A 26366-nucleotide genomic window follows, 5' to 3' on the forward strand; every position below is an offset into this window, starting at 1 on the left:
TTAATTTTACTTCAGTGTAACTTTGAGTTTTAGTCAGCGACATACTCGGTCACTTCAAGGCCAAAGCCAGAAAGCGAATGGTAACGTTTAGGCGAGCTAAGTAAGCGCATTTTAGTCACGCCGAGGCTGGCTAAGATTTGTGAGCCCACGCCAACGCGGCGCGAAGTACCCTGCCATTTGGCAGAAGCAGGCGCTTGACCTTGATCTTCAGCTTCAAAAGCTTTTACCCTAGCAAGTATTTCGCTGGCGGGTTCTTGGCTACCCAATAAAACGAGGACTCCACCTTCGGTTGCAATACGCTGCATTGCTTTCTCAAGTGGCCAGCTACGTTGCTGATCGCGCTCAGAATGCAGTAAGTCATTGAAGGTATTTTGTAAATGCACTCGCACTAAGCAATCGCTCTTCACTTCGCCTTTAATTAAAGCGAAATGCAGTTGGTTGTCGATAGTGTCTCTAAAGGTCACCATATCGAACTCGCCGAAACGAGTAGGTAACTTACACTTAGCCTCACGCACAACCGTGGTTTCTTGGGTATTGCGATATTCAATTAATGCCGCGATAGTGCCAATTTTAATACCATGTAATTCTGAGAAAACCTCTAAATCAGGGCGGCGTGCCATGGTGCCATCTTCATTTAGAATTTCAACAATCACACCAGAAGGCTCAAGCCCGGCTAAACGCGCTAAATCACAACCCGCTTCTGTGTGGCCAGCACGAATTAACACGCCGCCATCCTGTGCCATTAACGGGAAGATATGCCCAGGTTGCACTAAATCAGACGCTTTGGCATCTTTAGCCACTGCCGCCTTTACCGTAACGGCACGATCGTGAGCCGAGATACCAGTAGTGACGCCTGTCGCTGCTTCAATAGACACTGTAAAGTTAGTCGAGAACTGGGCGTTATTATTTGTTACCATTAAAGGCAGATTCAATTGCTGACAACGTGCTTTGGTCATTGTCTGGCAAATCAATCCACGGCCATATTTCGCCATGAAATTAATCGCTTCTGGCGTTACCAATTCGGCCGCCATGATTAAATCACCTTCGTTTTCTCTGTCTTCGTCATCCATCAAAATAACCATTTTACCTTGACGAATATCTTCGATGATCTCTTCTATACTGTGCAGCGCCATTGTAGGACCTTATGATTTTGCTGTTGTTATGAAATTTTACACCTTAGCAGTGCGATTGCCAGTGCACTAACGCACAAAGCCGGCACGGGCTAACATGTCCATAGTTACGCCACCGCTCTTATTGTCTTTACCATCGTAATTCATCAAGCGCTCAAGATAACGGGCAATTAAATCTACTTCGATATTCACCTTATCGCCCGCTTGCAGGTTAATTAAGGTGGTTTCTCCTGCGGTATGCGGCACTATGGTTAAGCGAAAACGACTGCCGTCGACTTCATTCACCGTTAGGCTTACGCCATCAATGGTGATAGAACCTTTATGGGCAATATAGCGCCCTAACTCTGCGGGTGCCGCTAACCAAAACTCAATGGCTTGACCACGAACAAGACGCTGCTCAACCGTAGCAATACCGTCCACATGGCCACTGACCATGTGTCCCCCTAAACGCGTAGTTGGGGTGACGGCTTTTTCTAGATTAACCTTAGTGCCTACTTTATAGTTCGCAAAACCCGTTAGGCTTACAGTTTCGGCTGAGACATCAGCCACATAACCGTCAGCTAATTGCTGCACCACTGTTAGGCACACGCCATTAGTAGCAATACTGTCGCCTAAGCGTACATCGTTTAAATCCAATTTGCCGCTCGCCACGGTAAGACGAATATCATCGCCTTTACGCTCCAGTTTGCGCAGGGTGCCCACGGCTTCAATAATCCCAGTAAACATGGTTAACTCACTTAGTTAGATAAAGAGGGATCTGGCATAAGGCTCAAGGTCAAACGGGTATCTGGCCCTAGTTTACGCTCATCGACCACGGTTAATGCCGGAATTTGCGCCATGGTTTGATAATCGGGCAATTGTAATAAATTACACCCTTGCCCACCGAGGATTTTCATCGCTTGGTATAGCACTAACTCATCGACCAGCCCCTGCGCTAAAAACGCGCCCGCTAAGGTTGCGCCCGCTTCCACCAGCACTTGATTACAACTTTGGCCTAAATAGCGTAATAGATCAGGTAATGACACGCGACCTGCCATTGCGGGTAACACAAGGCAACTCACATGGGAGGGCAATTGTGTTTGAAACGCTGCGGGATATGCCACGGTCGACACCAACAATATTGGCGATGCGATAGACAAAAAAGCGGCTGTTGACGGCAAACGGGCACGACTGTCGAGTATCACTCTTAATGGCTGTAGTAATTGCGCCTCAGTTACCCTGTCTTTTAAACTGCCCAGCTCTTGATAACGCACATTGAGCGAAGGGTCGTCCGCCAGTATGGTTTCAATCCCCGTTACCAGTGCGCAAGCACGTAAGCGTAAGCGCTGCACGTCGCGGCGTGATTCAGGGCCAGTGATCCATTTAGATACACCGTTAGACAGTGCTGTTTTACCATCAAGACTTGCCGCTAATTTGACTGTAACTCTTGGCAGTCCTAATTCCATACGTTTCATAAAGCCCGCATTTAAGGCATAAGCTTCATGGCGATGTAAGCCGACATCAACCTCGATGCCAGCGTCGCGTAGCATTTGAATACCGCGCCCACCGACTTGTGGATTAGCATCTTCCACCGCTACCACCACACGCTTAACGCCAATATTGATCAGCGCTAAGGCGCAGGGCGGCGTGCGGCCATAATGGCTACAGGGCTCTAAAGTCACATAAGCCGTTGCGCCGCGAGCTTCTTCACCCGCCATACGCAGCGCATGGACTTCAGCGTGGGGCTCTCCCGCCTTTTGATGATAACCTTCGCCGACAATGTGGTTATCTTTAACAATAACGCAGCCAACACTAGGATTAGGCCTTGTGGTGTAAAAGCCTTTACGCGCCAATTGAATCGCGCGGCTCATCATTTGAATATCCAGCACCGACCAACTTATGTTCAAGCTCATGTTTAACCCTATTGTTAAAGGTTTCGTCTTTCACCTTGCTAATAAAATCAGTCTGTTAAAGCTATTTAATAAAAGCCATCTTTCAAATCTATGTGACCAAACGCCTAACCTAAAGGCTGCAAAGCTGAATAACTACTTTTGCAGTTTGGCTATCGCTTCGCCAAATTCGGATACATCTTCAAAGGCGCGATACACAGAAGCAAAGCGTATATATGCTACTTTATCGAGCGTCATTAATTGCTCCATCATCAAGTTACCAACCATTTCTGACGGCACTTCTCGCTCACCTGTCGCGCGCAGGGTCGATTTGATTTTACTGAGCGCTTGTTCAATTTCATCCATAGACACGGGGCGTTTTTCAACGGCGCGCAGCATGCCACCTTGGAGTTTTTCTTCATCGAAGGGTTGGCGTGAACCATCGCGCTTAATCACCCGCGGCATCACTAACTCAGCGCCTTCAAAAGTGGTAAATCTCTCATGGCATTCGGTGCATTCTCGGCGACGGCGCACTTGATGGCCTTCTGCCACTAAACGGGAATCGATAACTTTAGTATCTGTCGCGCTGCAAAATGGACAATACATTGAACCTCCTGCCTGTAGATAAAGATAAAGCCGTAAATAGCCTTGTTTGCTAAGTCTCTGCCAAACTCAATTGATTTAGGCCTAAGATTTTACCAATAAAAATGGCCGCTAGATGCGGCCATGGGATTTTATCCTATTTATGGGCTGAGGTTAACTACCTGATGTAAGTACCTAGCGCTAAGTACCTAATGTTAAGTACCTGATGCTAAATATAAGTCTCAGTAGTCGATCTCAGCCTGTCATCTAATTAAGCGTAGATGACAAGCAAATTAGCCGTAAACAGGGAAACGTGCGCACAGTGCCAACACTTGGCCTTTCACACGCTCAATCACAGCAGGATTATGGGCATCATCGAGGATGTCACAAATCCAGCCCGTCAGTTCTTTTGATTCCGCTTCTTTAAAGCCGCGACGTGTAATCGCTGGCGTACCGATACGCACACCTGATGTAACAAAAGGTGAACGTGGATCGTTTGGCACTGAGTTTTTGTTCACCGTAATGTTAGCACTACCTAAAGCGGCATCAGCTTCTTTGCCGGTTAAGTCGCGACCAATCAGGTCAACTAGCATTAGGTGATTTTCAGTTCCGCCAGAGACGATTTTGTAACCGCGCTCAAGGAACACTTCAACCATCGCTTTAGCGTTATTAACCACTTGCTGCTGGTAAACTTTAAATTCTGGCTCTAGCGCTTCTTTGAACGCTACCGCTTTACCAGCGATAACGTGCATTAATGGGCCACCTTGACCACCAGGGAATACTGCAGAGTTCAACTTCTTGTATAAGTCTTCATCATCAGCTGCTGACAAAATCACGCCACCACGGGGACCGGCTAAGGTTTTGTGGGTCGTTGAGGTCACTACGTGTGCGTGCGGTACTGGGTTTGGATAAACACCCGCAGCAATAAGGCCTGCAACGTGTGCCATATCCACAAATAAATAAGCACCGATTTTGTCGGCGATTTCACGCATTCTTGCCCAATCAACGATACCAGAATAAGCAGAGAAACCGCCGATCATCATTTTAGGCTTATGTTCAATCGCAATACGTTCCATTTCGTCATAGTCAATTTGACCCGACTCATCGATACCGTAAGGAATAATATTGTACAGTTTGCCAGAAAAGTTAACTGGTGAACCGTGGGTCAAGTGACCACCATGGGCTAAGTTCATGCCCAGTACGGTATCGCCAGGTTTTAACAATGCCATGTAAACAGCGCTGTTTGCCTGAGAACCTGAATGAGGTTGTACGTTAGCGTAAGTTGCGCCAAAAAGCTCTTTTGCACGTTCAATCGCTAAGGTTTCAACCACGTCCACATACTCACAACCACCGTAGTAACGCTTGCCTGGATAGCCTTCAGCGTACTTGTTGGTGAGTTGTGAACCTTGCGCTTCCATCACGCGTGGGCTGGTGTAGTTTTCAGAAGCAATTAGTTCAATATGCTCTTCTTGGCGCAGGGTTTCGTTCTGAATTGCCTTAAACAGTTCTGGATCATAATCTGCGATATTCATATCTTTTTTCAGCATTGCTTACTCCAACGGCTCATTCTTATAGGTAGGGTTGCGCGGTATTCTACTCGGAACACGGCCACAATCCCAGTATTTGAAACATGAAATTCCTAGCGTTTTAGCTTGAACTTAGCTCATTGTCGAGTTGAGTTCGGCGCACAATCAAGTAGAATCAGCCGCATCATTAGTCACTTAAGATAGAGAAAAATGGCTCAGTTTGTTTATAGCATGCTACGGGTGGGTAAGATTGTTCCGCCTAAGAAGCAGATCCTTAAAGACATTTCTTTAAGCTTTTTCCCCGGTGCCAAAATTGGTGTATTAGGCCTTAACGGTTCAGGTAAATCGACGCTACTGCGCATTATGGCGGGTATCGATACCGAGATTGAAGGCGAAGCGCGCCCAATGCCGGGATTGAAAATAGGTTATCTACCGCAGGAACCTAAACTCGATCCGACTCAGACCGTGCGTGAAGCGATTGAAGAAGCCGTATCGGAGGCAAAAAATGCCCTGACTCGCCTTGATGCTGTTTATGCCGCCTATGCTGAGCCAGATGCGGATTTCGACGCCTTAGCAAAAGAGCAAGGCGAGCTTGAAGCGATTATCCAAGCCCAAGATGCGCATAACTTAGAGCATATCCTTGAGCGCGCCGCTAACGCCCTGCGTCTGCCAGATTGGGATGAAAAAATTGCAGTGTTATCGGGTGGTGAGCGTCGCCGTGTGGCGATTTGTCGTTTGCTACTTGAAAAGCCAGAAATGCTATTACTGGACGAACCGACCAACCATTTGGATGCCGAATCTGTAGCTTGGCTTGAGCATTTCTTGCAGGAATACGCCGGTACTGTGGTGGCGATTACCCACGACCGTTACTTCCTCGACAATGCCGCTGGCTGGATTTTAGAGCTCGACCGCGGTGAAGGTATTCCGTGGGAAGGTAACTATTCTTCATGGCTTGAGCAGAAAGATGCCCGTTTAAAGCAAGAATCTGCTACCGAAAGCGCCCGTCAAAAAACCATTGCCAAAGAATTAGAATGGGTGCGTCAAGGTGCCAAAGGCCGTCAGTCAAAAGGCAAAGCCCGTATGGCGCGCTTTGAAGAGCTGAACACTAACGATTACCAAAAGCGTAACGAAACCAACGAGCTGTTTATTCCACCCGGACCACGTTTAGGCGACAAGGTTATTGAAGTGAATAACCTGACTAAGTCTTACGGTGACCGTATATTGATTGACAACCTGTCATTCTCAGTACCTAAAGGCGCTATCGTCGGCATTATCGGTGCTAACGGCGCAGGTAAATCGACCCTATTCCGCATGTTATCCGGCGCAGAAACGCCAGATAGCGGCAGCATTGAACTGGGCGAAACCGTGCAACTGGCATCCGTTGAGCAGTTCCGCGATTCGATGAATGATAAGAACACCATTTGGGAAGAGATCTCCGGTGGTCAAGACATCATGCGCATCAATAACATGGAAATCCCAAGCCGTGCCTATGTTGGCCGTTTTAACTTCCGTGGTGGCGATCAGCAAAAAATTATCGGCACGCTGTCTGGTGGTGAACGTAACCGCGTACATTTAGCTAAACTGCTGCAAGCCGGTGGTAACGTATTGCTGCTCGATGAACCGACCAACGACTTAGACATTGAAACTCTGCGCGCATTGGAAGAAGCAATTCTAGAATTCCCAGGTTGCGCTATGGTGATTTCGCATGACCGTTGGTTCTTAGATCGTATTGCGACCCACATTTTAGATTACCGCGATGAAGGCCAAGTGAACTTCTATGAAGGTAACTACACCGAATACTCGGCATGGTTGAAAAATACCTATGGCGCCGATGTCGTTGAGCCGCACCGCTTAAAATACAAGCGCATGGTTAAATAGGTTTTATCTCAAAATGCGTGAAAAAAGGGCTCCGTTCAATAGAACTGAGCCTTTTTTATTCGCGTACTTTACTCTATACACATTGGCCATGGCTTTTATGTTTCAAGTCTAACGGCATTGATTACTCAAAAGACTTAATGCTATTTCAAACTGGCAAAATAGGCCACCAGCATGTCCATCATCACCCTGAGTGCAGGCTGCATGTGTTTGCGGGATTGATACACACCATACACACCAAGGGATTGCGGCGTAAACTTCGTTAATAAAGGCACTAACTGACCCGAATCTAAATAGGGTTTCGCTGCCCACAGCGGTTGCATAGCAATCCCCTCACCTGCCAGCGTAGCATTGAGCACCACCATAGAATCATTGGCGCTAAAATTCCCATTCACAGGCACGTTAAACGCCTGACCTTGGTTTAACTTAGGATCGGATTTCAGCGCCTGATGCTGTTTTACAGCCACAGCAGTTTGATAAAAGCGCCACATCACATCGCCAAAGTAGGAATAGGTTAAGCAGTTATGTTGAGTCAAATCTTCGGGATGCAGCACGGCGGCGCGCGCGGCAAGATAACTCGGTGCGGCGCACACCACAGATTCACATTCCCCCAAGCGCCTTGCGATAAGATTGGGGTCGAGTTCATTGGTGATGCGAATCGCCAGATCAATCCGCTCAGCGACCAGATCGACGGTTTGGCTACTCACGTGAAGGTTCACACTCGCCTGCGGATAACTGGCTAAGTATTGGCGCACCACGGGCATTAAAATCTGATGCGCTAAAAACTGGGAGCAGCTAATACGCAACAATCCGCGCGGAATCGCCACAGCAGCATGATTAACCGCTGGCACTTCGTTCGCCAGTTCAAGTAAGCGATGACAATAATCCAGCACTTGCTCACCCGCTGGCGTTAAGCTCAGGCTACGTGTCGAACGATGTAGTAACCTAGCACCGGACCATTCCTCCATTTCGCTCAAGTAACGGGTCACCATAGACCGCGACATATCTAAGGCATTGGCGGCGCTAATCATGCTGCCGCGCTCGACAATAGTCACAAACACTTTAGCCGCTTCGAGTCTATCCATTACTTATCTCCACTCACGTTCAACCAATAATCACTTTCAATCAATGATCACTTTCAACCAACGGCTCGCTTACAGATTTGCGTCCTAACATGACTAAGAGAGCAAGATTACACCCAGTCATTAGTCCGATTGATGCAACAATCATGGGCAGATAATGGCATTTATCTATTAATTTATGCAACCTATACTGAGCTCACTTTTGCAGCAGCTGCAAATAAACAAATGCTAAACGAAGCTTTTACTCTTTCATCCTGTGACTATAAGTGAGCCCAAAATGAACACATCGACCTATGCAATACGCAACATAGTTAACGCCACATTCAAAGCCTCATCTAAAATCAGCTTAGCCGCTACCTTACTGCTAGCGGGACTCGGCACGGTCAATGCAGCGCCATTACAAGTGAGCCATTTTAATCCGGGCGAAAACAGTATCTTTGCCGTGTCATCGAGTTTTATCAGCGGCGAACATGAGATGATGTTAGTCGATGCACAATTTCAAAATAACGATGCCCAAACCTTGGTCGATACCATCAAGGCCAGCGGTAAAAAACTGACTCAGGTGTATATCAGCCATAGCGATCCTGACTTTTATTTCGGCTTAGCCGTGATTAAAAAGAATTTCCCCGATGCACAAATCGTCGCCACTCAAACCACTGTCGATGCCATTAAAGCCTCAATGGAAGGCAAGCTCGCCTACTGGGGTCCGATTTTAAAAGACAATGCGCCAAGCGAATTAGTGCTACCCAAAGCGGTTCATAGTGATACGTTTACTATCGACGGTGAGCAAGTGATTATCGAAGGTTTTAATGATAAACACCCTAAACACACTTTCCTGTGGGTACCATCGATAAAAACTATTGTAGGTGGCGTAGAAGTATTTGATAACACCCATGTTTGGATGGCAGACACCCAAACTACCTCTGAGCGTCAAGAATGGTTAATTCATTTAGATGCAATGGAAAAACTGCTGCCGACCACAGTGATCCCAGGGCACTACTTAGGCAAAGCGCGATTTGATATCCGCGCTATCAATTTTACCCGTGACTATGTAAAAGCCTTTGACGTCGCGGCAAAAGCTTCGAAAAATTCAGCCGAATTAATCCAAAAGATGCGGGCGCTATATCCACAAATGCCAGTCGATGCAGGACTTGAGATCAGCGCCAAAGTTTACATGGGCGAAATAATCTGGCCTATGTAAGCCCTGCTATACCTATCTCGACACTTAATATACTGGCGATGAAATATAGGCATTTAAGTGCAAACAATTAAAGACAAGCACATAAGCGATTGTATGCCTGTCTTTACCTAAATAACTGTCCCCCAATAACCGTACCAACCTAACTATTTTAATCAATGATCTCAAAGGACTTAAGTCGCTAATGTCGCGACGAACTTAAGCCAAAAGGTTTAATACTATGACTCACCCAACAACTCATTCTGCTAGCATAGCCAACAGCACACCAACGGCCAAAGTGCGTACTCTGCACGCGATTATCGACCCTTTATGTGGTTGGTGTTATGCCGCAGCGCCACTGCTCGATGCTGCAGCCAAAGCTGGCTTTACCATTAAGCTCCACGGCGGCGGTATGCTCACAGGCCCAAGACGCAAACAAATCGATGCCAACTGGTGCGACTATGTTATGCCACATGATCTGCGCATTGCCGAGCTAACCGGACAGCCTTTTGGTGAGAACTATTTCGATGGTCTGCTGCGCAATACCACAGTCGTACTCGACTCGGCGCCCCCCATTAAAGCCATGCTCGCAGTCGATGCGATGGGCGGCGATAGTTTGGCTTATCTACACTCAGTACAACTGGCCCATTACCGCGATGGTCACTGCGCCAGTGATGAAGGTAATCTCGCAAGGTTAGCCGCTGAACTTGGGCTCGACTCTATAAGTTTTGCAAAGCATTATGCCCAAGATGAAGACAAGCTGTATGAGCATATCGTTGAGTCCAGAGCATTGTTGAATCTGATAGGTACCCAAGGTTTCCCTTCGATGGCTATAGAGGATGATGACGGCAATATCACTGCCATTAATATCAATCGCTTCTACGGCCAACCCGCCCAGTGGTTAAGCCATCTTGAAGCGCAATTTGAGTCATAATTATGCCAATGCTTAATGGTATTTCAGAAGGCTCATTAGTGAATGAGCTTGCTCAGTTAAGTCTTATAGAAACAGCAAGGCAGACTGATGCGAATCTTGTACTGGTTAAAAGCACCTATGAGGGAAGTAGCTCAGCCGAGAACGCCAAAAGTTTTCAGCATGCCTTAGCGAGTGACGCGCGCTGGTCGGAAGCGGCGGGGTTTCCTTATGCGGGCACTTATGTAGGTTTTAGCGCAATAGCCGCCAACATGTTCGCCCGCCTCGAAACTAAATGGGATAACTATCGCGTCGATATCGAAGACTATGTAGCCCAAGACGATAAGGTTTTTGCCTTTGGCACTTATTCAGGAACCTATGTCAAGACAGACAAGTATTTTAGCGCCCGAGTCGCCCATTTATGGAAGATACACAGCGGAGAAATCGTCAGTTTCGAGCAGTTTGTCGATAGCCATACCGTAGTCAATGCCATGCAAGTGCAATACGTACAACGGTGAATGCTACGCAACTACAATCATTAGCTATAGACATACAAGCATGAAATAACTGATTAAATAGGTGGCAAGTTTAATTTGGCCCGCCTTGTGACTTGTCGACCCTAAGCCTTACCCGTATGATTTAGTGTTTGCAATATGTTGAGCACTTGATATTAAGTACTTAAGATTAAGCGTTTGAGTCTGAGCGTTTGAAATTAAACACCTGAGATTAACTTCGCAAAGTTACATATTCGATGGCTCATCAGAGCAAGTGTCTAAAATGACAGAATGAATAACTAAAATAAGAACAAGGATGCAGTCTAATGCTAATCAATTCGATGCCAGTCGGGTTTCACCCAATCATGCTCTCTATCACGCGACTGAGCCGAGCCAGCCAATGGGTGCTGACGCAACAGAAAAAAATCACGCCCCTGTTATGGCTTATCACCGTACTCCCTTTGGCCTCACTCTCTTTTACTTCACTGGCGGCCAATGCAAGCGAAGCCGAGCCAGCACTCAAAACCCAAGAAAACAGCGTCACCGATGGCCCTTATGTGTTTTTAGACAAAACTCAAAAAGATACTGCCTATTGGATTTGCCAGAGTGAACTAAAACAAACGCCGATTACAAAGGCGCAGTTAACTCGCCCTGCCAGTTGCGGTGAATTACCAGAGCCCCATCTTCACACACAAGTAGCCACCGTTGAGCCCGATACCTTTACTCATGTCAGCAAAATTGTCGCCCTTAGCGATGTGCATGGCCAATTTGATGTGATGATTAACTTGCTAAAAGCCCATAAGATTATCGACACAAATAACCACTGGACCTTTAGTGACGGTCATATGGTGATGACGGGAGACATGTTTGACCGTGGCCATCAGGTCAATGAAGTATTGTGGTTTTTATATGCCTTAGATCAAGAAGCTCAAGCTGCAGGTGGACGCTTACATCTACTCATGGGCAACCATGAGCAAATGGTGTTTCGCGGTGATTTACGTTACGTCAATGAACGTTATCAAGTTTCGGCTGACTTACTCACTCGTAGCTACGATGCGCTCTACAATAAAGACACTGAAATAGGCCAGTGGCTACGCAGCAAACACACCTTAGTCAAAATCAATAATATCTTGTTTATGCATGGCGGCATCAGCCCTGAATGGGTCGAGCGTAAATTACATATCAGCGATGCTAACCAACTATTTCGTCAGCATTTAGATGATAAAAAAGCCGATTTAAAGAAAGATGATTTACTCAATTTCCTATTTTTCACCAATGGTCCAACTTGGTATCGCGGTTATTTTAAAAATGAGCTAAAAGAGTCGGATATCGATAATATACTGGACTATTTCAAGGTCGAACATATCGTCGTTGGACACACATCACAGGAACAAGTGCTTGGGTTATACCACAATAAAATCATTGCGATAGATAGCAGTATTAAAGAAGGAAAATCCGGTGAGTTATTACTCATTAAGCCGAATAAGCTCAGCCGCGGTCTTTACCATGGTGAGTTGGTTACTTTGTAACACGCCAAAAGACTCGCTCTCATATAATGGTATGCTAAGCTTGAATTAAACATGTCGGTTAAGAGTAAATGTCAATATTAATAGGCATTTACTCTCCTAAAGCTCAGTCACCTAAATTCGGAACAAGCTCTGCAGCTATTACTGATTGTTTTTATTAAAAAGGTAATAAAATAAATCAGTTACTACAGAAACCATCCTAGGTTCCGGTTAAGTTTTTTGAGTTGAATATTGATGTGAAACCGGTTGGAGTAGAAATGGGAAAAAGGTTATTCATCTTATCAAGCTTATGTTTGTTGATGGTTGGTTTTTACCAACCCGCATTTGCGGGCAGAGAAATCAATTTAGTCGCCACCAATTATCCGCCATTTTATGCCGAAGGCTTGCCTGAACAGGGTGGAGTGTCTCAGGTAGTGAAAGAGGCATTTAAGCGCCAAGGTTATCATGCCACCATCAAGTTTTACCCTTTTGCTCGGGGTACATTGCTAGTTAAAAATGGTAAAGCTGATGGAATGATTGGGCTGTGGTATCGCAAAGAGCGTGAACAATGGGTCGATTTTTCAGCACCAATTCAACCCGTGCAGATTGTATTTTATAAACGTAAAGATAACGCGTTAAGCTTCAGTAAACTTGCCGATCTCAAACCTTATACGATTGGGATTGGTCGCGGTTATGCTAATCCGCCCGAGATTTTTGCCGCGGGATTGATGACTGAAGCAGCCAACTCAGATGAGATGAATTTTAAAAGACTCTTATCAAAACGCATTGATTTAGTCTTGATAGCACATAACATTGCCAGATATTTAATCGAAGAAGGCCCAACTGAATACACCAATGTCTTTGAACAAGTGGGTCAACCTATTGCAAATGAAGTGTTCCACTTAGGTATTTCTTTAGCGGTAAACGACCACGCGCAATTAGTCGATGCTTTCAATAAAGGTCTAGAAAGTATGCGTAGCGATGGCCGTTTGGCTGAAATATTAAATCAATATTCTCAAGTTGAGACAACCCAAACTCCTATCGAAAAAAGGTCTATATCCGCCCACGATTAAAATACATCCTTAACATCGCCTATCATGACACTGACAATCCACAGTCCAAAAGCGACAAAAATGGGCATCTAATGGCAATCTATGCCAAAAAACACAATTTCTTTCATTTTCGTTCGCTAAAATTTACAAACTTTTACCCAACTCGCAGACGTTATTCACTAGAATAGCCGCATTAGAGCGATCGTCTTTTTTAACTGCCTTTGCACGAGATAATAATTACAATGAAAAAAACCATTATTGCCATTGCCCTGCTTGCAGTTATCGCCACTGCGGTAAGTTTCAGTGATGTCCTGCAAGCGGCTAAACCAGAAAGCGCTCCCCACTTGATGCGAACGGTTCCTGTAGTGACTGGGGAAGTGGTTGAATATCCGCTAGCACAATCCGTTGCATTAATAGCCAAACTTGCAGCCGAGCGCGCAGTGATCATCGCGCCGCAGGTCACAGGTAAAATTAAACAAATCGCTGTGACCTCAAACCAAGCAGTAAAAAAAGGTCAGATACTCATCGAACTCGATGATATGAAAGCCCAAGCTGCAGTCGCTGAAGCCAATGCCTTTCTTAATGATGAAAAACGTAAACTCAAAGAATTTCAAAAACTCATTAGCCGCAATGCCATAACTCAAACCGAGATTGATGCCCAAAAAGCCAGTGTTGATGTGGCGCAAGCTCGTTTAGCCTCAACGCAAGCTGATTTACATTATCACTATCTTACTGCCCCGTTTGCAGGCAATACGGGGCTTATCAATTTCAGCGAAGGCAAAATGGTTAGTGTGGGGACTGAGCTAATGTCATTAGATGACTTATCCAGCATGCGCCTTGACCTACACGTGCCCGAACATTTTTTGTCGCAGTTAAGTATTGGTATGCAAGTATCGGCGACCAGCCGTGCTTGGCCTGGCGAAACCTTTAACGGCAAAGTGGTTGCAATCGATCCGCGCGTCAATGAAGAAACCTTAAACCTTAAAGTACGGGTGCAATTCAATAATCAAAAAGGTCGTTTAAAGCCAGGCATGATGATGTCCTCAACGATTACTTTCCCTGCTATTTCAGCTCCAATGGTGCCAGTACAAGCGCTTGAATACTCAGGAACTAAACGCTATGTATACGTAGTGACTGCCGACCATATTGCTCACCGCACCGAAGTGACACTCGGCGCACGTATCGATAACCAAGTTTTGATTGAGCACGGCTTAAACGTAGGCGACAAGGTGGTGGTACAAGGTCTTGTGAATATGCGCGATGGCTTGCTTATTAATGAAGTGGCGCTTGATAAGAAAGCATCGGCTAATACCGCTGAAGTCTCAAATACTACTGAACTTTCAGGCACTAAAGCCGCGGAGACTAAATAATGTGGCTGTCCGATGTTTCAGTTAAACGCCCTGTCGTTGCTATCGTTTTAAGCTTACTACTGTGTGTATTTGGTATTGTATCATTCACTAAACTGTCGATACGGGAAATGCCCGATGTTGAAAGCCCTGTGGTCACTATCAGCACCAGTTATTCCGGTGCATCGGCTGCCATTATGGAAAGCCAGATCACTAAAACCCTAGAAGATGAATTGACAGGGATCAGTGGTATCGACGAAATCACTTCAACCACCCGTAATGGTAGCTCACGTATCACAGTTCAATTCCTCCTCGGTTGGAACTTAACCGAAGGGGTCAGTGACGTACGTGATGCGGTAGCCCGTGCCCAGCGCCGACTACCTGAGGATGCGAAAGATCCTATTGTTTCTAAGGACAACGGCTCTGGAGAACCCTCGGTTTATGTAAACTTAAGCTCCAGCGTGATGGATCGCACGCAGTTAACCGACTACGCCCAGCGTGTATTAGAAGACAGATTTAGCCTTATCAGTGGCGTAAGTTCTATTAGTATTTCTGGCGGTTTGTATAAGGTGATGTACGTCAAGCTCAGGCCTGAACAAATGGCTGGACGCAATGTTACCGTCACAGATATCACCAACGCTCTGCGTAAAGAAAATATCGAGACGCCAGGCGGGCAAGTACGTAACGACACCACGGTGATGTCGGTTCGCACTAAACGCTTATATTACACAGCAAAGGATTTTGACTATCTGGTTGTTCGCACGGCAAGTGACGGCACCCCGATTTATTTAAAAGATGTCGCTGATGTTGCCGTAGGCGCACAAAACGAAAACTCTACTTTTAAAAGTGACGGTATCGTTAATATCAGCTTAGGGATTATTTCCCAATCCGATGCTAACCCGCTACTTGTCGCCCAAGAAGTACATAAAGAAGTCGATCGGGTGCAAGACTTTTTACCTGAAGGCACCAGCCTGATTGTCGACTTTGATTCAACCGTATTCATCGACCGTTCTATTAATGAGGTTTATAACACGCTCTATGTGACAGGGGCTTTGGTTGTACTGGTGCTGTATATCTTTATCGGGCAAGCACGGGCGACCTTAATCCCTGCGGTAACAGTACCCGTCTCATTAATTTCGGCGTTTATCGCTGCTAACATGTTAGGTTATTCGATTAACTTACTCACATTAATGGCATTAATCCTCTCTATCGGACTGGTGGTCGATGATGCGATTGTGGTAGTTGAGAACATTTTCCACCATATCGAAAAAGGCGAAGAACCGTTACTCGCCGCCTACAAAGGTACCCGTGAAGTTGGCTTTGCCGTTGTTGCAACCACGGCCGTATTGGTCATGGTGTTTCTACCGATTTCTTTTATGGATGGCATGGTCGGTCTGCTATTTACCGAGTTTTCGGTGATGTTGGCCGTCTCAGTGCTGTTTTCATCCCTCGTTGCTCTAACGCTTACACCTGTGTTGAGTAGCAAGTTACTCAAGGCCAACGTCAAACCTAATCGTTTTAACCGCTGGGTTGATAGTGGTTTCGCCCGCATGGAAAGAGTCTATCGCGTCGCGGTGACTCGGGCGATTAAACTGCGTTTACTCGCCCCTTTAGTGATCCTCGCCTGTATCGGTGGTAGTGCTTGGTTAATGCAACAAGTACCGGCGCAACTCGCACCGCAGGAAGATCGCGGCGTATTGTATGCTTTTGTTAAAGGCGCTGAAGGCACCAGTTATAATCGTATGACCGCCAATATGGACATTGTCGAAGACAGACTCATGCCATTATTAGGCCAAGGCGTACTACGCTCTTTTAGCGTACAAGCCCCCGCGTTTGGTGGCCGTGCTGGCGATCAAACTGGTTTCGTCATCATGCAGTTAGAAGATTGGGAGAATCGTGATGTTACGGCTCCGCAAGCCCTCGGCATTGTGAGTAATGCCTTAAAAGATATTCCCGATGTGATGGTTCGCCCTATGATGCCGGGCTTTAGAGGCCAATCGAGTGAACCGGTACAGTTTGTACTCGGCGGCTCTGATTACGCCGAGCTGTTTAAGTGGGCACAGGTATTAAAAGAAGAAGCCAACGCCAGCCCCATGATGGAAGGCGCTGACCTAGACTACGCCGAGACCACACCTGAATTGATTGTGACTGTCGATAAGGAGCGCGCAGCAGAGCTTGGGATCAGTGTTGATGATGTATCACAAACCTTAGAAGTCATGCTGGGCGGTCGTACAGAAACCACCTATGTCGATCGCGGTGAAGAGTATGATGTGTATTTGCGCGGTGATGAAAACAGTTTCAATAACGTCGGCGACTTGAGCCAGATCTATATGCGCTCAGGCAAAGGCGAACTTATCACCCTTGATACCGTCACCCATATTGAAGAAATCGCCTCGGCGCAAAGGCTAAGCCACACCAATAAACAAAAATCCATTACCCTTAAAGCCAATATCAGTGAAGGCTACACCTTAGGGGAATCCTTAACGTTTCTCGAAAATAAATCTATCGAGTTGTTACCTAAAGACATTTCGATTGGTTATACCGGTGAGTCTAAAGACTTTAAAGAAAACCAGAGCAGTATCTTTATTGTATTTGGTTTAGCTTTGTTGGTGGCTTATTTAGTCTTAGCCGCGCAATTTGAGAGTTTTATCAACCCACTAGTAGTGATGTTTACTGTACCAATGGGCATATTCGGTGGTTTTTTAGGTCTGCTAATTACCAGTCAAGGGATTAACATCTATAGCCAGATAGGCATGATCATGTTAATTGGCATGGTGACCAAAAACGGTATTTTAATTGTCGAGTTTGCTAACCAATTGCGTGACCGCGGCTTTGAACTCGATAAAGCCATTATCGACGCCTCATCACGCCGATTACGACCTATTCTGATGACCGCCTTTACGACATTAATTGGCGCGGTACCGTTAATATTTTCAACCGGTGCAGGTTCAGAAAGCCGTATTGCCGTGGGTACTGTGGTGTTCTTTGGTATGGCATTTGCCACCTTTGTAACCCTACTCGTTATCCCAGCTATGTATCGATTAATTTCAGCAGCGACCCATTCCCCAGGCTATGTTGAAGCTAAGCTAGAAGCGGCAATTAAAGCCCAAGAATTAGCGGCGCAAGAAGCAGCGAAACAGCAGGAACTCATGCCTAAAGTGTAAACCGCTATGATGTCATAAAGCCAAGGTGTTGATGCCTTGGCTTTTTATTTTTGACCTTCAAATCCTAACACCCTGCAAATTTTTGAGTAAACAATGCCAAGTGCATATGCTTAGTTTATATCTGCAGACGGATCCAAGTGATAAGTGCTCCCTTAGCCTTTGTAATTATGTTTGTATGTTATAGTGATTTTCTCAACCAAGGTGGGACACTGTATTGAAAAGAATAGCTTTATTTGTCGATGTGCAGAACATCTATTACACCTGCCGTGAAGCCTATGGCCGCCAGTTTAACTATCGTAAATTGTGGCAACACTTAGGTTATGAGGGCGATATTGTATTGGCCGTGGCTTATGCCATCCACAAGGGCGACGATGGTCAATTAAAATTTCAAGACGCATTAAAGCACATCGGTTTTGAGGTAAAGCTAAAACCGTTTATTCAGCGCAGCGATGGTTCGGCCAAAGGCGACTGGGATGTAGGGATCACCATAGATATAATGGAAGCCGCGGGTGAAGTGGATTCAGTGATCTTGCTGTCTGGTGATGGTGATTTCGATTTATTACTGCAAAAAATTCATCAAAAATATGGCGTTGAAACCCAAGTCTATGGCGTACCTGCCCTAACGGCTAAATCCTTAAGGGATTCCGCATCTCAATTTCATCCTATTGATGCAGCACTCTTGCTCTAGTGCCCATAAAAAAATGCTGCTATCAATCGTGACAGCAGCATATGAAGTTCACTATTTTGAGCGGCGATTTTTGTGCGTTACAACATGCCTAATGATAGGTAATGTCTGAATACATAGGTGCAAGCCTTTTTAGTAGTGCATTACGGGTCGCTAATGGTATGTGTTGCTCTTTCATCGATGCTATCAAATGCCCAACTAAGGCATCAAAATCCGCTTGGGTAATATTTAAACCTTGGTGTGTTTTTTCCATGCTTTCACCGTGATATGCACAATCACCATCGGCAACCCAACAAATATGCTCAATTAATCGCTCACGAAATAACGCAATATCGGTTGCATCAAAGTGATGTACGATACGCGTGTCTGTTGAGATACGTTTTAATAATCCATCAATGATCGCACTGACGCCCGCATCATTCCCTAAAGCTTGATATAGGCTTGTAGTATCCGCTTGCAAAGGGGCGGGTTGAACCGATTTGTCGGCGCATCCGCTACTGAGTAGCACAAAGGTTAACGCCATCATTGTTATCCATAAACGGCTCATAAACTGCCCTCAATCGAGACATACCAGCCTTGCTGATCATCAAAACCTGCAATACTGCCTAATTTGCTATAAGCGGTAACGACGGAAAGATGTTTATTGATAAACCACGCTAAAAACACATCCTGCCAATCGTCCTCACGGGCAAAGCCGAGTTCATTGGGTTTCTGCCGATACTCAATACCCAGCGCTAAATTATCCGTTAACAACACCGCTGCAGACGCTTCGAGCACAAACAGGTAATCATTACTGGCTTGAGTGCCGAAACCCAATAGTCCAGTTTGATTCGCCTTAGTCGCGCGCACTGTGCCATTGAGTAATAAGTTGCGTCCCGCCAGCGCATCAAAAAATATTTTACTGGCCGCAACATACCAATCAATTCCACTGTCATCCCGTGCGCCAACTGCCTGAGGGAGAGTAAAGTCATCGACTTTTTTATACTGTGCGCCTAAGGTGATTTGTGGCATTGCAGTATAAAGTAGCTCTCCTACCACCTTGTATTTAACGCCAACAATATCTTGGCCTAACTCGCCGCCCATTGTATCTAAATCAAAGGTTTGTCGAGCCACACTCAGCTCAAATCGATTATCAAAACTCAAAGATGCGCCAATAACCTTAAGCGTAAAATCATCGACATAAACACCCGTTGCCATCGCTGTTGCTGACCATTCGCCGCTACTACCATAACCATTGATCACCGCCCACGGCACTATGCCTCCGCCTGCACTGCCCTCAATAGTTGTCGCGCCGCCCGTTGCCACTACACGGCTACCTTCGGCTAAAGCAGTCGTTGAGCCCAGTAGCAAACATAGCCAAGGTAAAGCCTTTACATAATTCAAAACGAATGAATTGATGGCAATGTTCACTAGATACTCCGCGATTATGTTGAGCGAAGACAAAGCTTCGTTTAATGTTTTTTTAAGGTTAATTTGAACGAACTAACTTATGCTTATGCTTATGCTTCAGTGGTTTTTTGATGATTAAACGCTTCAAACCACAGATCAAAATCAGCCACTTTTAACGGTTTTGAAAACACATAGCCTTGAACCATATCGCAACCTAAATGACGTAAAATATCCACACCCTCAGCCTCCTCAACACCTTCAGCCACAACCGTAAATCCTAAGCCGTGGATCAATTGAATACTGGTATTGACGATCATCACATCTTGGCTGTCGGTTAGCATATCTTTAATAAAGCTACGATCAATTTTCACTTCGTTGACGGGTAAAATTTTCAAATAGGCTAGCGATGATTGACCTGTACCAAAGTCATCAATGGCAACCGATACACCAATGTCACGAAAACGCTGCAATACACCCACGACTGTTTGTGCATCTTTCATCACAGCGCCTTCGGTGACTTCAATGCATAGCGCCCCGCTCGGCAGATTATTATCCTTTAATAAACTGGCGATTTGATTCGGTAAGCGGGTATCAACTAAGTCGTGGGCCGACAGGTTAATGGCCAGTTTAAGCACTAGGCCCTGTTGTTGCCATATAACTAATTGTTTAATAGCCTGCGTGAGCACCCATTGACTGACGATATCAATGTTGCCTGAGTTTTCAGCGAGTTGGATAAATTCATCGGGAGGAATAAACCCTAATGTTGGGTGTTGCCAGCGGATTAATGCTTCAGCGCCAGTGCATAGATTTAAATGCAAATCTACTTTTGGTTGAAACACGAGATAGAGTTGATTTTGTGCCAAGCCTATCGGTAAATCACGAATAAGCGTGAGTTCGCGCTGGTATTTCTCATCATCGCCCTGACGATAGCTCACCACCCGCAGCTCTTCGAGACAGGCTTGATTAAGGGCAATTTCGGCGCGGCGCACTAACACATCAACATCGGTACCATTGCCATCGATTACTAGTAACCCAGTCCTTACCGTCAAAGATATATTCGAACCTTGAACAGGAAATGGTGCTTCGAGCATATCCAGTGATTTAAGTAAGTGTTCGGGACGTATTCCTTGGTTATAAAGCAGTAAAAACGAATCGCCATCTAAACGCGCAAGTAAATCGGGCGTCGGTGCTAATTGCTCTAAACGGCGCGCAAATAAGATTAATAAGTTATCCGCATTGGCAAACCCAATAATGTCGTTAATATGACGAAAATGTTTAATATCCAGTAATACCATAGCACCGGATAAACCTTGCCCAAGCTCAGCCAAACACTGCTTCGCGGCAAAACGATTAAGTAAACCCGTTAAGCTATCGTGGCGAGATTGATACACTAAATCCTTTTCACGCGCCTCTATATCTTCACGCATTAACGATAAACTGCTGGCTAACACTTCTAACTCAGCGGGAGCACCTTGGATTTTATTAGGTACTACGCCTTGGCCTATTTTACGCGCATAGGTCACCAATTGGTGCACGGGTGCCATTAAGCTACCCGATAACCAGATGGCTATCGCGATGGCTAACGCTAAGGTTAAGGCAAAAATAAACAGCATGTTATTACGTAACTGCTGGTAACTTTGTTGCCATTTAAGGTTCGATTGGTGCAATAACGCTAACTGGCTACCATTGCGGTCGTACAACTTGAGAGCCATGGTCAGATGATCTACCGGAATCGTTTCACTGGGTATGGTAAGTAAATTAGGTAACAAGCTCGCCTGCGTTAATACACTCAATTTTTCATCATCAGATAAAGTGGAAGCTATTTCGGTGCGGCCAGTATCTTGATTGACAAAACTGACATCAATACCCGTAATCGCTTTAGCTTGCTGGGCAACTTTTTCATCTAACACAAAGCCCATGCCAACCCACGCAATTAAGGTAGGGGCTTTAACCGGTTGCAGTACAAACTGATAACTTACATGGTCAAAGTTTAATATCGCCAAGGCATTATTACTGCTAGTAGTCATATCAAATAAAGACTGAATATCCTCTTGGTCAAGCCCAGGAATACTCGAGGTTAATAATTCCCCTTTAGGTGATAACAACACCACGGCATCGGCGCCAATACGCGAGCCATGATTAGATAATACCGACTCAATTGTCTCTTGCTCACCCGTTGCAATCGCCCGTTTAAAACCAAAATCCGCACTGAGCACTGAGAGACTCTGGCTTAGTTGTATACCGCGATTAGATAACACCTCGAGGAATACGTTAGCGCCAATATCGAGGCTTTTCTGTTGCTGTAAAAAGTTGTCTCTTTGCGTCGCCGTCAACACAGAAAATGCAGTAGCAAACTGCACTAAGGTCAACACAATAAAAAAGACTAAAATGAGCCGCGCGCGAAAACTATTCAACATGTAATGAATTGCCCTCAGCATCAAAATGGCCAAATCCCGCTGGCGGCGCCGACGGCTTAGCCTGACGCACAATATCTAAAGATAAACTCAATGAATTATGTCCTTGCGTAATGAATAAATCAGTTGGTTCCGTGGCCATTTTTTGCCATGGGTGCCACAACTTAACTTTATATTGACCCACTGCTAGGCCATTAAATTGGATCTCACCATTGTCGTTTGCAACCGCCACTAATGGGCTATCGGCAACATAGATAAAAGCTTGCATATAATCGTGAATATTACAGCCCAGCGCGACTAAACCCGATTTATCGAATAAGATCGGGGCTTCAGCCTGTCCAACATAGAGTTTAAGCTCAAATGGCTTTGTTTCTGAAAAGGAATATACATGGTGGCGAGTGCGATCTAAGTTAGGAAAATCCACTTTAGCGCCTTTAGGCACTGCTAATACAAAGGGCACAAAGGTTCGATCTTTTTGCGACATTTGATAATGCTGAACATCGGCGACTTGAGTTGGCGTTACCGCAGGAATAAGTTCTACCACAGCGTCGGTAATCGACAACTGCTGCAAATCAACCACCTTGATATTAAGCTCAGATGCCATAACTGGATAAGTAAACGTCACCCAAGCGCCAAGCACGAGAGAAAATACAATACGAAATAGAATCATCAGTTACCTCAAAGATTAACAATACTATGCCTACCAGTATTAATTAAAAACGCCATGTAAAGTAAACCGTTTCACTTTAATCTCGTTTTAACATTCGCCACTTATATTGAGCGCAAGAGCGATACTCAATCCAATCATGCAGCAGCACATCATAACAGTCGTTTCGTATTATGTACTGCCAGTAATAGTAACAAAAAAATCTATTCTAGAGGCGTTAATGGCGCGATCCTAATCTAAAGAGTTTAACGCTGCATCTCATCCTGTTGTACCACAAATAAAAAGGGCTTACGTTATGTAAGCCCTGATGTAATTCATCATTCAATAAGGAGGCGCAACCTAAGTTGCTTTAGCCTCATTATCGTTATCGACTTTTTTGCTGCCACGCTTTGCCAATGTGTAGTAAAACAGCGGCGTTAAGATAAGGCCAAACACTGTCACCCCAATCATACCGGCAAATACCGCCACGCCCATGGCTTGGCGCATCTCAGCACCCGCGCCAGTAGAGAACACCATAGGCACCACACCCATAATAAAGGCGATAGATGTCATCAAGATAGGACGTAAACGTAATCTTGCCGCCTCTAATATCGCCTCCATCGGTGCCATACCGTGATCTTGTTTCTCTTTTGCGAACTCGACAATCAAAATAGCATTCTTAGTTGCCAGCCCCACCAGCACTATGAGGCCAATTTGAGTGAAGATATTATTATCACCTCCGTAAATTAACACTCCACTGAGGGCTGAGAGCAAGGTCATTGGAATGATTAAGATAATCGCCAATGGCAAGCTTAAACTCTCGTACTGGGCTGCGAGCACCATAAACACCAGCAAGATCACCAGAGGGAATACTAACAAGCCCGTATCACCCGCTAATATCTGCTGGTAGGTCAACTCAGTCCACTCATAACTCATACCGTTTGGCAGCGTCTCAGCGAGAATTTTCTCAATTGCGGCTTGTGCTTGGCCGGTACTGACACCTGCTGCTGGACCTGCATTAATTTCTGCGGTAGTAAAACCGTTATAGTGCATTACTCTGTCAGGACCTGAGCTTTGGCTGACGTTGATAAATGACCCTAGTGGAATCATATCGCCATTCAGATTGGGCACCTTTAGCTGACTGATTTGCTGCGGACTTTGGCGGAACGCCTCATCAGCTTGCATATTCACCTGATAGGTTCGACCAAAACGATTGAAATCGTTGACATAGGTCGAGCCCATATAGGTTTGTAATGTCTGGAAAATTTGATCAAGCGATACGGCCTGCTGCTTCGCTTTAGTTCTGTCAATATCCAGTTCAAGTTGTGGTACGTTCACCTGATAGCTAGAGAACACTCCGGCTAATTGAGGGTCGGCCCACGCCTTGTACATCACTTGTTGGGTCACCTGATACAAGGCCTCATAACCGAGGTTGGCCCTGTCTTGAATTTGCAGACGGAACCCTCCTATGGTGCCAAGGCCTTGCACAGGTGGCGGCGGGAAGATGGCAATAAACGCGTCTTGAATACCGGCAAACTCTTGATTCAATTGCCCAGCGATGGCGTTAGCCGACAGCTGTGGACTCTTGCGCGCGTCAAAATCATCAAGCGCAACAAACACCACGCCTGAGTTAGGACTATTGGTAAAACCGTTGATGCTAAGACCAGGAAAAGCAATCGAGTGCGCCACACCAGGATGATTAAGGGCTATCTCAGACATCTTTTTGATCACTGTATCAGTACGCTCAAGGGATGCGGCATCCGGCAACTGAGCAAACGCGACTAAATATTGTTTATCTTGCCCTGGTACATAACCCGTTGGAGTGTGAGCAAATTGTACGCCTGTTAGCGCTACCATACCTAAATACACTAGGCCGATAATGCCACCAAAACGGATCACTTTACGCACTAACCAACCATAACCATCAGATGCACGGCTAAATAAGCGGTTAAAAGGCGCAAACAACCAGCCACCGAGTAACTTATCCATCAAGCGAGTTAAACCATCCTTTGGTGCATCATGGCTCTTGAGCAATAATGCGGACAATGCTGGGCTCAATGTGAGTGAGTTAATCGCCGAAATAAAGGTTGAGATAGTAATCGTTAAGGCAAACTGTTTATAGAATTGCCCGGTTAAACCACTCATAAACGCCGTTGGAATAAATACCGCAGCCAACACTAAGGTGGTTGCCACAATAGGGCCTGTGACTTCCTTCATCGCCTTTTGCGTTGCGGCAATTGGGCTTAAACCAGCGGCGATATTACGCTCAACGTTTTCGACCACCACAATCGCATCATCGACCACAATACCGATAGCGAGCACCAGTCCAAACAGCGACAGCGCGTTGAGTGAAAAACCCAGCAGATGCATAAAGGCAAAGGTACCAACTAACGACACAGGCACAGCCACCAGCGGAATAATCGAGGCGCGCCACGTTTGTAAAAATAGCACTACCACTAATACCACTAACAGCACGGCTTCAAGCAAGGTTTTGATCACGGCCTCAATCGAGCCACGCACGAACACTGTAGGGTCATAAACGATGTCGTACTCTAAACCTTCAGGGAAAGACTGAGATAATTCTGCCATTTTGGCGCGCACATCGTCGGAAATCTGAATCGCATTTGAACCCGATGCTTGGAATACCGGAATCGCCACCGCATCTTTGTTGTCTAGCAGTGAACGTAGTGCATAGCTCGTCGCGCCAAGCTCAACCCGAGCCACATCTTTCAGACGATTTACTTCACCGTTTTGGCCGACTTTGATGATGATATCTTCAAACTCAGACAGCTCAGTTAAACGGCCCTTCACGTTGATCAATAACTGAAAATCAGCACTACCACTGGGCTGAGCACCTAAGCTACCTGCGGCCGCTTGTTGATTTTGCTCACGTACGGCGGCAATAATATCAGCGGGCGATAAACCCAGCGCCGAGACTTTATTCGGGTCGAGCCAAATTCGTAGACTATATTCGCCAGCGCCAAATAAACGCACTCCGCCCACGCCTTTAATGCGGGCTAACTCATCTTTGACGTTTAGTGCGGCGTAGTTAGACAAATACAACATGTCATAACGGTTATCCGGTGACAGTATATGCACCACCATGGTCAAATCGGGTGAAGACTTTTCAGTCACTATGCCTAAGCGTTGTACTTCCTGCGGCAAACGCGGCATAGCGCGATCAACACGGCTCTGCACTTGGGTTTGTGCCCTGTCGACATCTGTACCAATGGCAAAGGTAACCGTTAGCGTCATGCGTCCATCAGACGTTGCCTGCGATGACATATACAACATGTCTTCAACGCCGTTGATTTCCTGCTCCAGCGGCGAAGCCACGGTTTCGGCAATCACTTTAGGGTTCGCGCCAGGGTAGTTAGCGGTCACCACGACTGTGGGCGGCACGACTTCTGGGTATTCTGTTATCGGTAACTGCCAAACGGCAATCGCCCCTGTGATAAAAAACAGCAATGACAATACGGCTGCAAATATCGGTCTTTTAATGAAAAACTGCGACAACATGG

At 45.8% G+C, this 26366-nt stretch carries 20 protein-coding genes; 9 read left to right on the forward strand and 11 right to left on the reverse strand.

All coding sequences use genetic code 11. The annotated features are described in order from the left end of the window. Window positions 1-29: 29 nt before the first annotated feature. The 5 genes from ribBA to glyA form a co-directional block, all read right to left on the reverse strand. Window positions 30-1133, reverse strand: a complete 1104-nt coding sequence (gene ribBA, locus C9I43_RS10895; RefSeq protein ID WP_076496478.1) for a bifunctional 3,4-dihydroxy-2-butanone-4-phosphate synthase/GTP cyclohydrolase II — start codon at window positions 1131-1133, stop codon at window positions 30-32. Between the two features lie 66 nt (window positions 1134-1199). Then, window positions 1200-1856 carry a riboflavin synthase gene (locus C9I43_RS10900; protein WP_107883473.1) on the reverse strand — a complete coding sequence of 219 codons (657 nt, stop codon included), beginning with the start codon at window positions 1854-1856 and terminating at the stop codon, window positions 1200-1202. Between the two features lie 11 nt (window positions 1857-1867). Continuing rightward, window positions 1868-3022: a bifunctional diaminohydroxyphosphoribosylaminopyrimidine deaminase/5-amino-6-(5-phosphoribosylamino)uracil reductase RibD gene (ribD, locus tag C9I43_RS10905; protein WP_181317875.1), complete on the reverse strand. Its 1155-nt coding sequence runs from the start codon at window positions 3020-3022 to the stop codon at window positions 1868-1870. 132 nt (window positions 3023-3154) lie between these two features. Further along, complete coding sequence (nrdR, locus tag C9I43_RS10910) at window positions 3155-3604, reverse strand: transcriptional regulator NrdR (protein ID WP_076496475.1); 450 nt, start codon at window positions 3602-3604, stop codon at window positions 3155-3157. 269 nt (window positions 3605-3873) lie between these two features. Continuing rightward, on the reverse strand, window positions 3874-5127 hold the full coding sequence (glyA, locus tag C9I43_RS10915) for a serine hydroxymethyltransferase (protein WP_107883474.1): 1254 nt from the start codon (window positions 5125-5127) through the stop codon (window positions 3874-3876). Window positions 5128-5316: 189 nt separating this feature from the next. Between glyA and ettA the strand changes: the two genes are divergently transcribed. Next, window positions 5317-6984, forward strand: a complete 1668-nt coding sequence (ettA, locus tag C9I43_RS10920; protein WP_107883475.1) for an energy-dependent translational throttle protein EttA — start codon at window positions 5317-5319, stop codon at window positions 6982-6984. Between the two features lie 140 nt (window positions 6985-7124). Here ettA and C9I43_RS10925 read toward each other — a convergent pair whose 3' ends face one another. Next, window positions 7125-8066, reverse strand: a complete 942-nt coding sequence (locus C9I43_RS10925; protein ID WP_107883476.1) for a LysR family transcriptional regulator — start codon at window positions 8064-8066, stop codon at window positions 7125-7127. A gap of 274 nt (window positions 8067-8340) precedes the next feature. Between C9I43_RS10925 and C9I43_RS10930 the strand changes: the two genes are divergently transcribed. The 8 genes from C9I43_RS10930 (at window position 8341) to C9I43_RS10965 (ending at window position 18399) form a co-directional block, all read left to right on the forward strand. Next, window positions 8341-9264, forward strand: coding sequence for an MBL fold metallo-hydrolase (locus C9I43_RS10930; RefSeq protein WP_107883477.1), 924 nt, complete (start codon window positions 8341-8343; stop codon window positions 9262-9264). Window positions 9265-9481: 217 nt separating this feature from the next. Then, on the forward strand, window positions 9482-10174 hold the full coding sequence (locus C9I43_RS10935) for a DsbA family protein (protein ID WP_107883478.1): 693 nt from the start codon (window positions 9482-9484) through the stop codon (window positions 10172-10174). Between the two features lie 2 nt (window positions 10175-10176). After that, a complete protein-coding gene (locus tag C9I43_RS10940) occupies window positions 10177-10668 on the forward strand; it encodes a nuclear transport factor 2 family protein (protein WP_107883479.1) in 492 nt (163 codons plus the stop codon). 302 nt (window positions 10669-10970) lie between these two features. Continuing rightward, complete coding sequence (locus C9I43_RS10945) at window positions 10971-12173, forward strand: metallophosphoesterase (protein WP_181317876.1); 1203 nt, start codon at window positions 10971-10973, stop codon at window positions 12171-12173. Window positions 12174-12427: 254 nt separating this feature from the next. Next, window positions 12428-13222, forward strand: a complete 795-nt coding sequence (locus tag C9I43_RS10950; RefSeq protein WP_107883480.1) for a substrate-binding periplasmic protein — start codon at window positions 12428-12430, stop codon at window positions 13220-13222. Window positions 13223-13443: 221 nt separating this feature from the next. Next, window positions 13444-14571 carry an efflux RND transporter periplasmic adaptor subunit gene (locus C9I43_RS10955; protein ID WP_076496468.1) on the forward strand — a complete coding sequence of 376 codons (1128 nt, stop codon included), beginning with the start codon at window positions 13444-13446 and terminating at the stop codon, window positions 14569-14571. Continuing rightward, window positions 14571-17711 carry a multidrug efflux RND transporter permease subunit gene (locus C9I43_RS10960; RefSeq protein WP_076496467.1) on the forward strand — a complete coding sequence of 1047 codons (3141 nt, stop codon included), beginning with the start codon at window positions 14571-14573 and terminating at the stop codon, window positions 17709-17711. The genes C9I43_RS10955 and C9I43_RS10960 overlap by 1 nt, the downstream gene beginning before the upstream one ends. Window positions 17712-17925: 214 nt before the next feature. Further along, window positions 17926-18399 carry a LabA-like NYN domain-containing protein gene (locus C9I43_RS10965; RefSeq protein ID WP_107883481.1) on the forward strand — a complete coding sequence of 158 codons (474 nt, stop codon included), beginning with the start codon at window positions 17926-17928 and terminating at the stop codon, window positions 18397-18399. 88 nt (window positions 18400-18487) lie between these two features. Here the strand turns inward: C9I43_RS10965 and C9I43_RS10970 are convergent, their stop codons facing one another. The 5 genes from C9I43_RS10970 to C9I43_RS10990 form a co-directional block, all read right to left on the reverse strand. Next, on the reverse strand, window positions 18488-18943 hold the full coding sequence (locus C9I43_RS10970) for a group I truncated hemoglobin (protein WP_107883482.1): 456 nt from the start codon (window positions 18941-18943) through the stop codon (window positions 18488-18490). Next, window positions 18940-19806 carry a DUF3034 family protein gene (locus C9I43_RS10975; RefSeq protein ID WP_107883483.1) on the reverse strand — a complete coding sequence of 289 codons (867 nt, stop codon included), beginning with the start codon at window positions 19804-19806 and terminating at the stop codon, window positions 18940-18942. The genes C9I43_RS10970 and C9I43_RS10975 overlap by 4 nt, the downstream gene beginning before the upstream one ends. A gap of 89 nt (window positions 19807-19895) precedes the next feature. Next, window positions 19896-22202 carry a bifunctional diguanylate cyclase/phosphodiesterase gene (locus C9I43_RS10980; protein ID WP_107883484.1) on the reverse strand — a complete coding sequence of 769 codons (2307 nt, stop codon included), beginning with the start codon at window positions 22200-22202 and terminating at the stop codon, window positions 19896-19898. After that, entirely contained in the window at window positions 22192-22869 is a 678-nt protein-coding gene (locus C9I43_RS10985) for a cupredoxin domain-containing protein (RefSeq protein ID WP_107883485.1), read from the reverse strand. The genes C9I43_RS10980 and C9I43_RS10985 overlap by 11 nt, the downstream gene beginning before the upstream one ends. 336 nt (window positions 22870-23205) lie before the next feature. Beyond that, window positions 23206-26364, reverse strand: a complete 3159-nt coding sequence (locus C9I43_RS10990) for an efflux RND transporter permease subunit (RefSeq protein ID WP_107883486.1) — start codon at window positions 26362-26364, stop codon at window positions 23206-23208. Window positions 26365-26366 lie beyond the last annotated feature (2 nt).

It is taken from the genome of Shewanella morhuae (genome assembly GCF_003028295.1).
GTDB lineage: Bacteria > Pseudomonadota > Gammaproteobacteria > Enterobacterales > Shewanellaceae > Shewanella > Shewanella morhuae.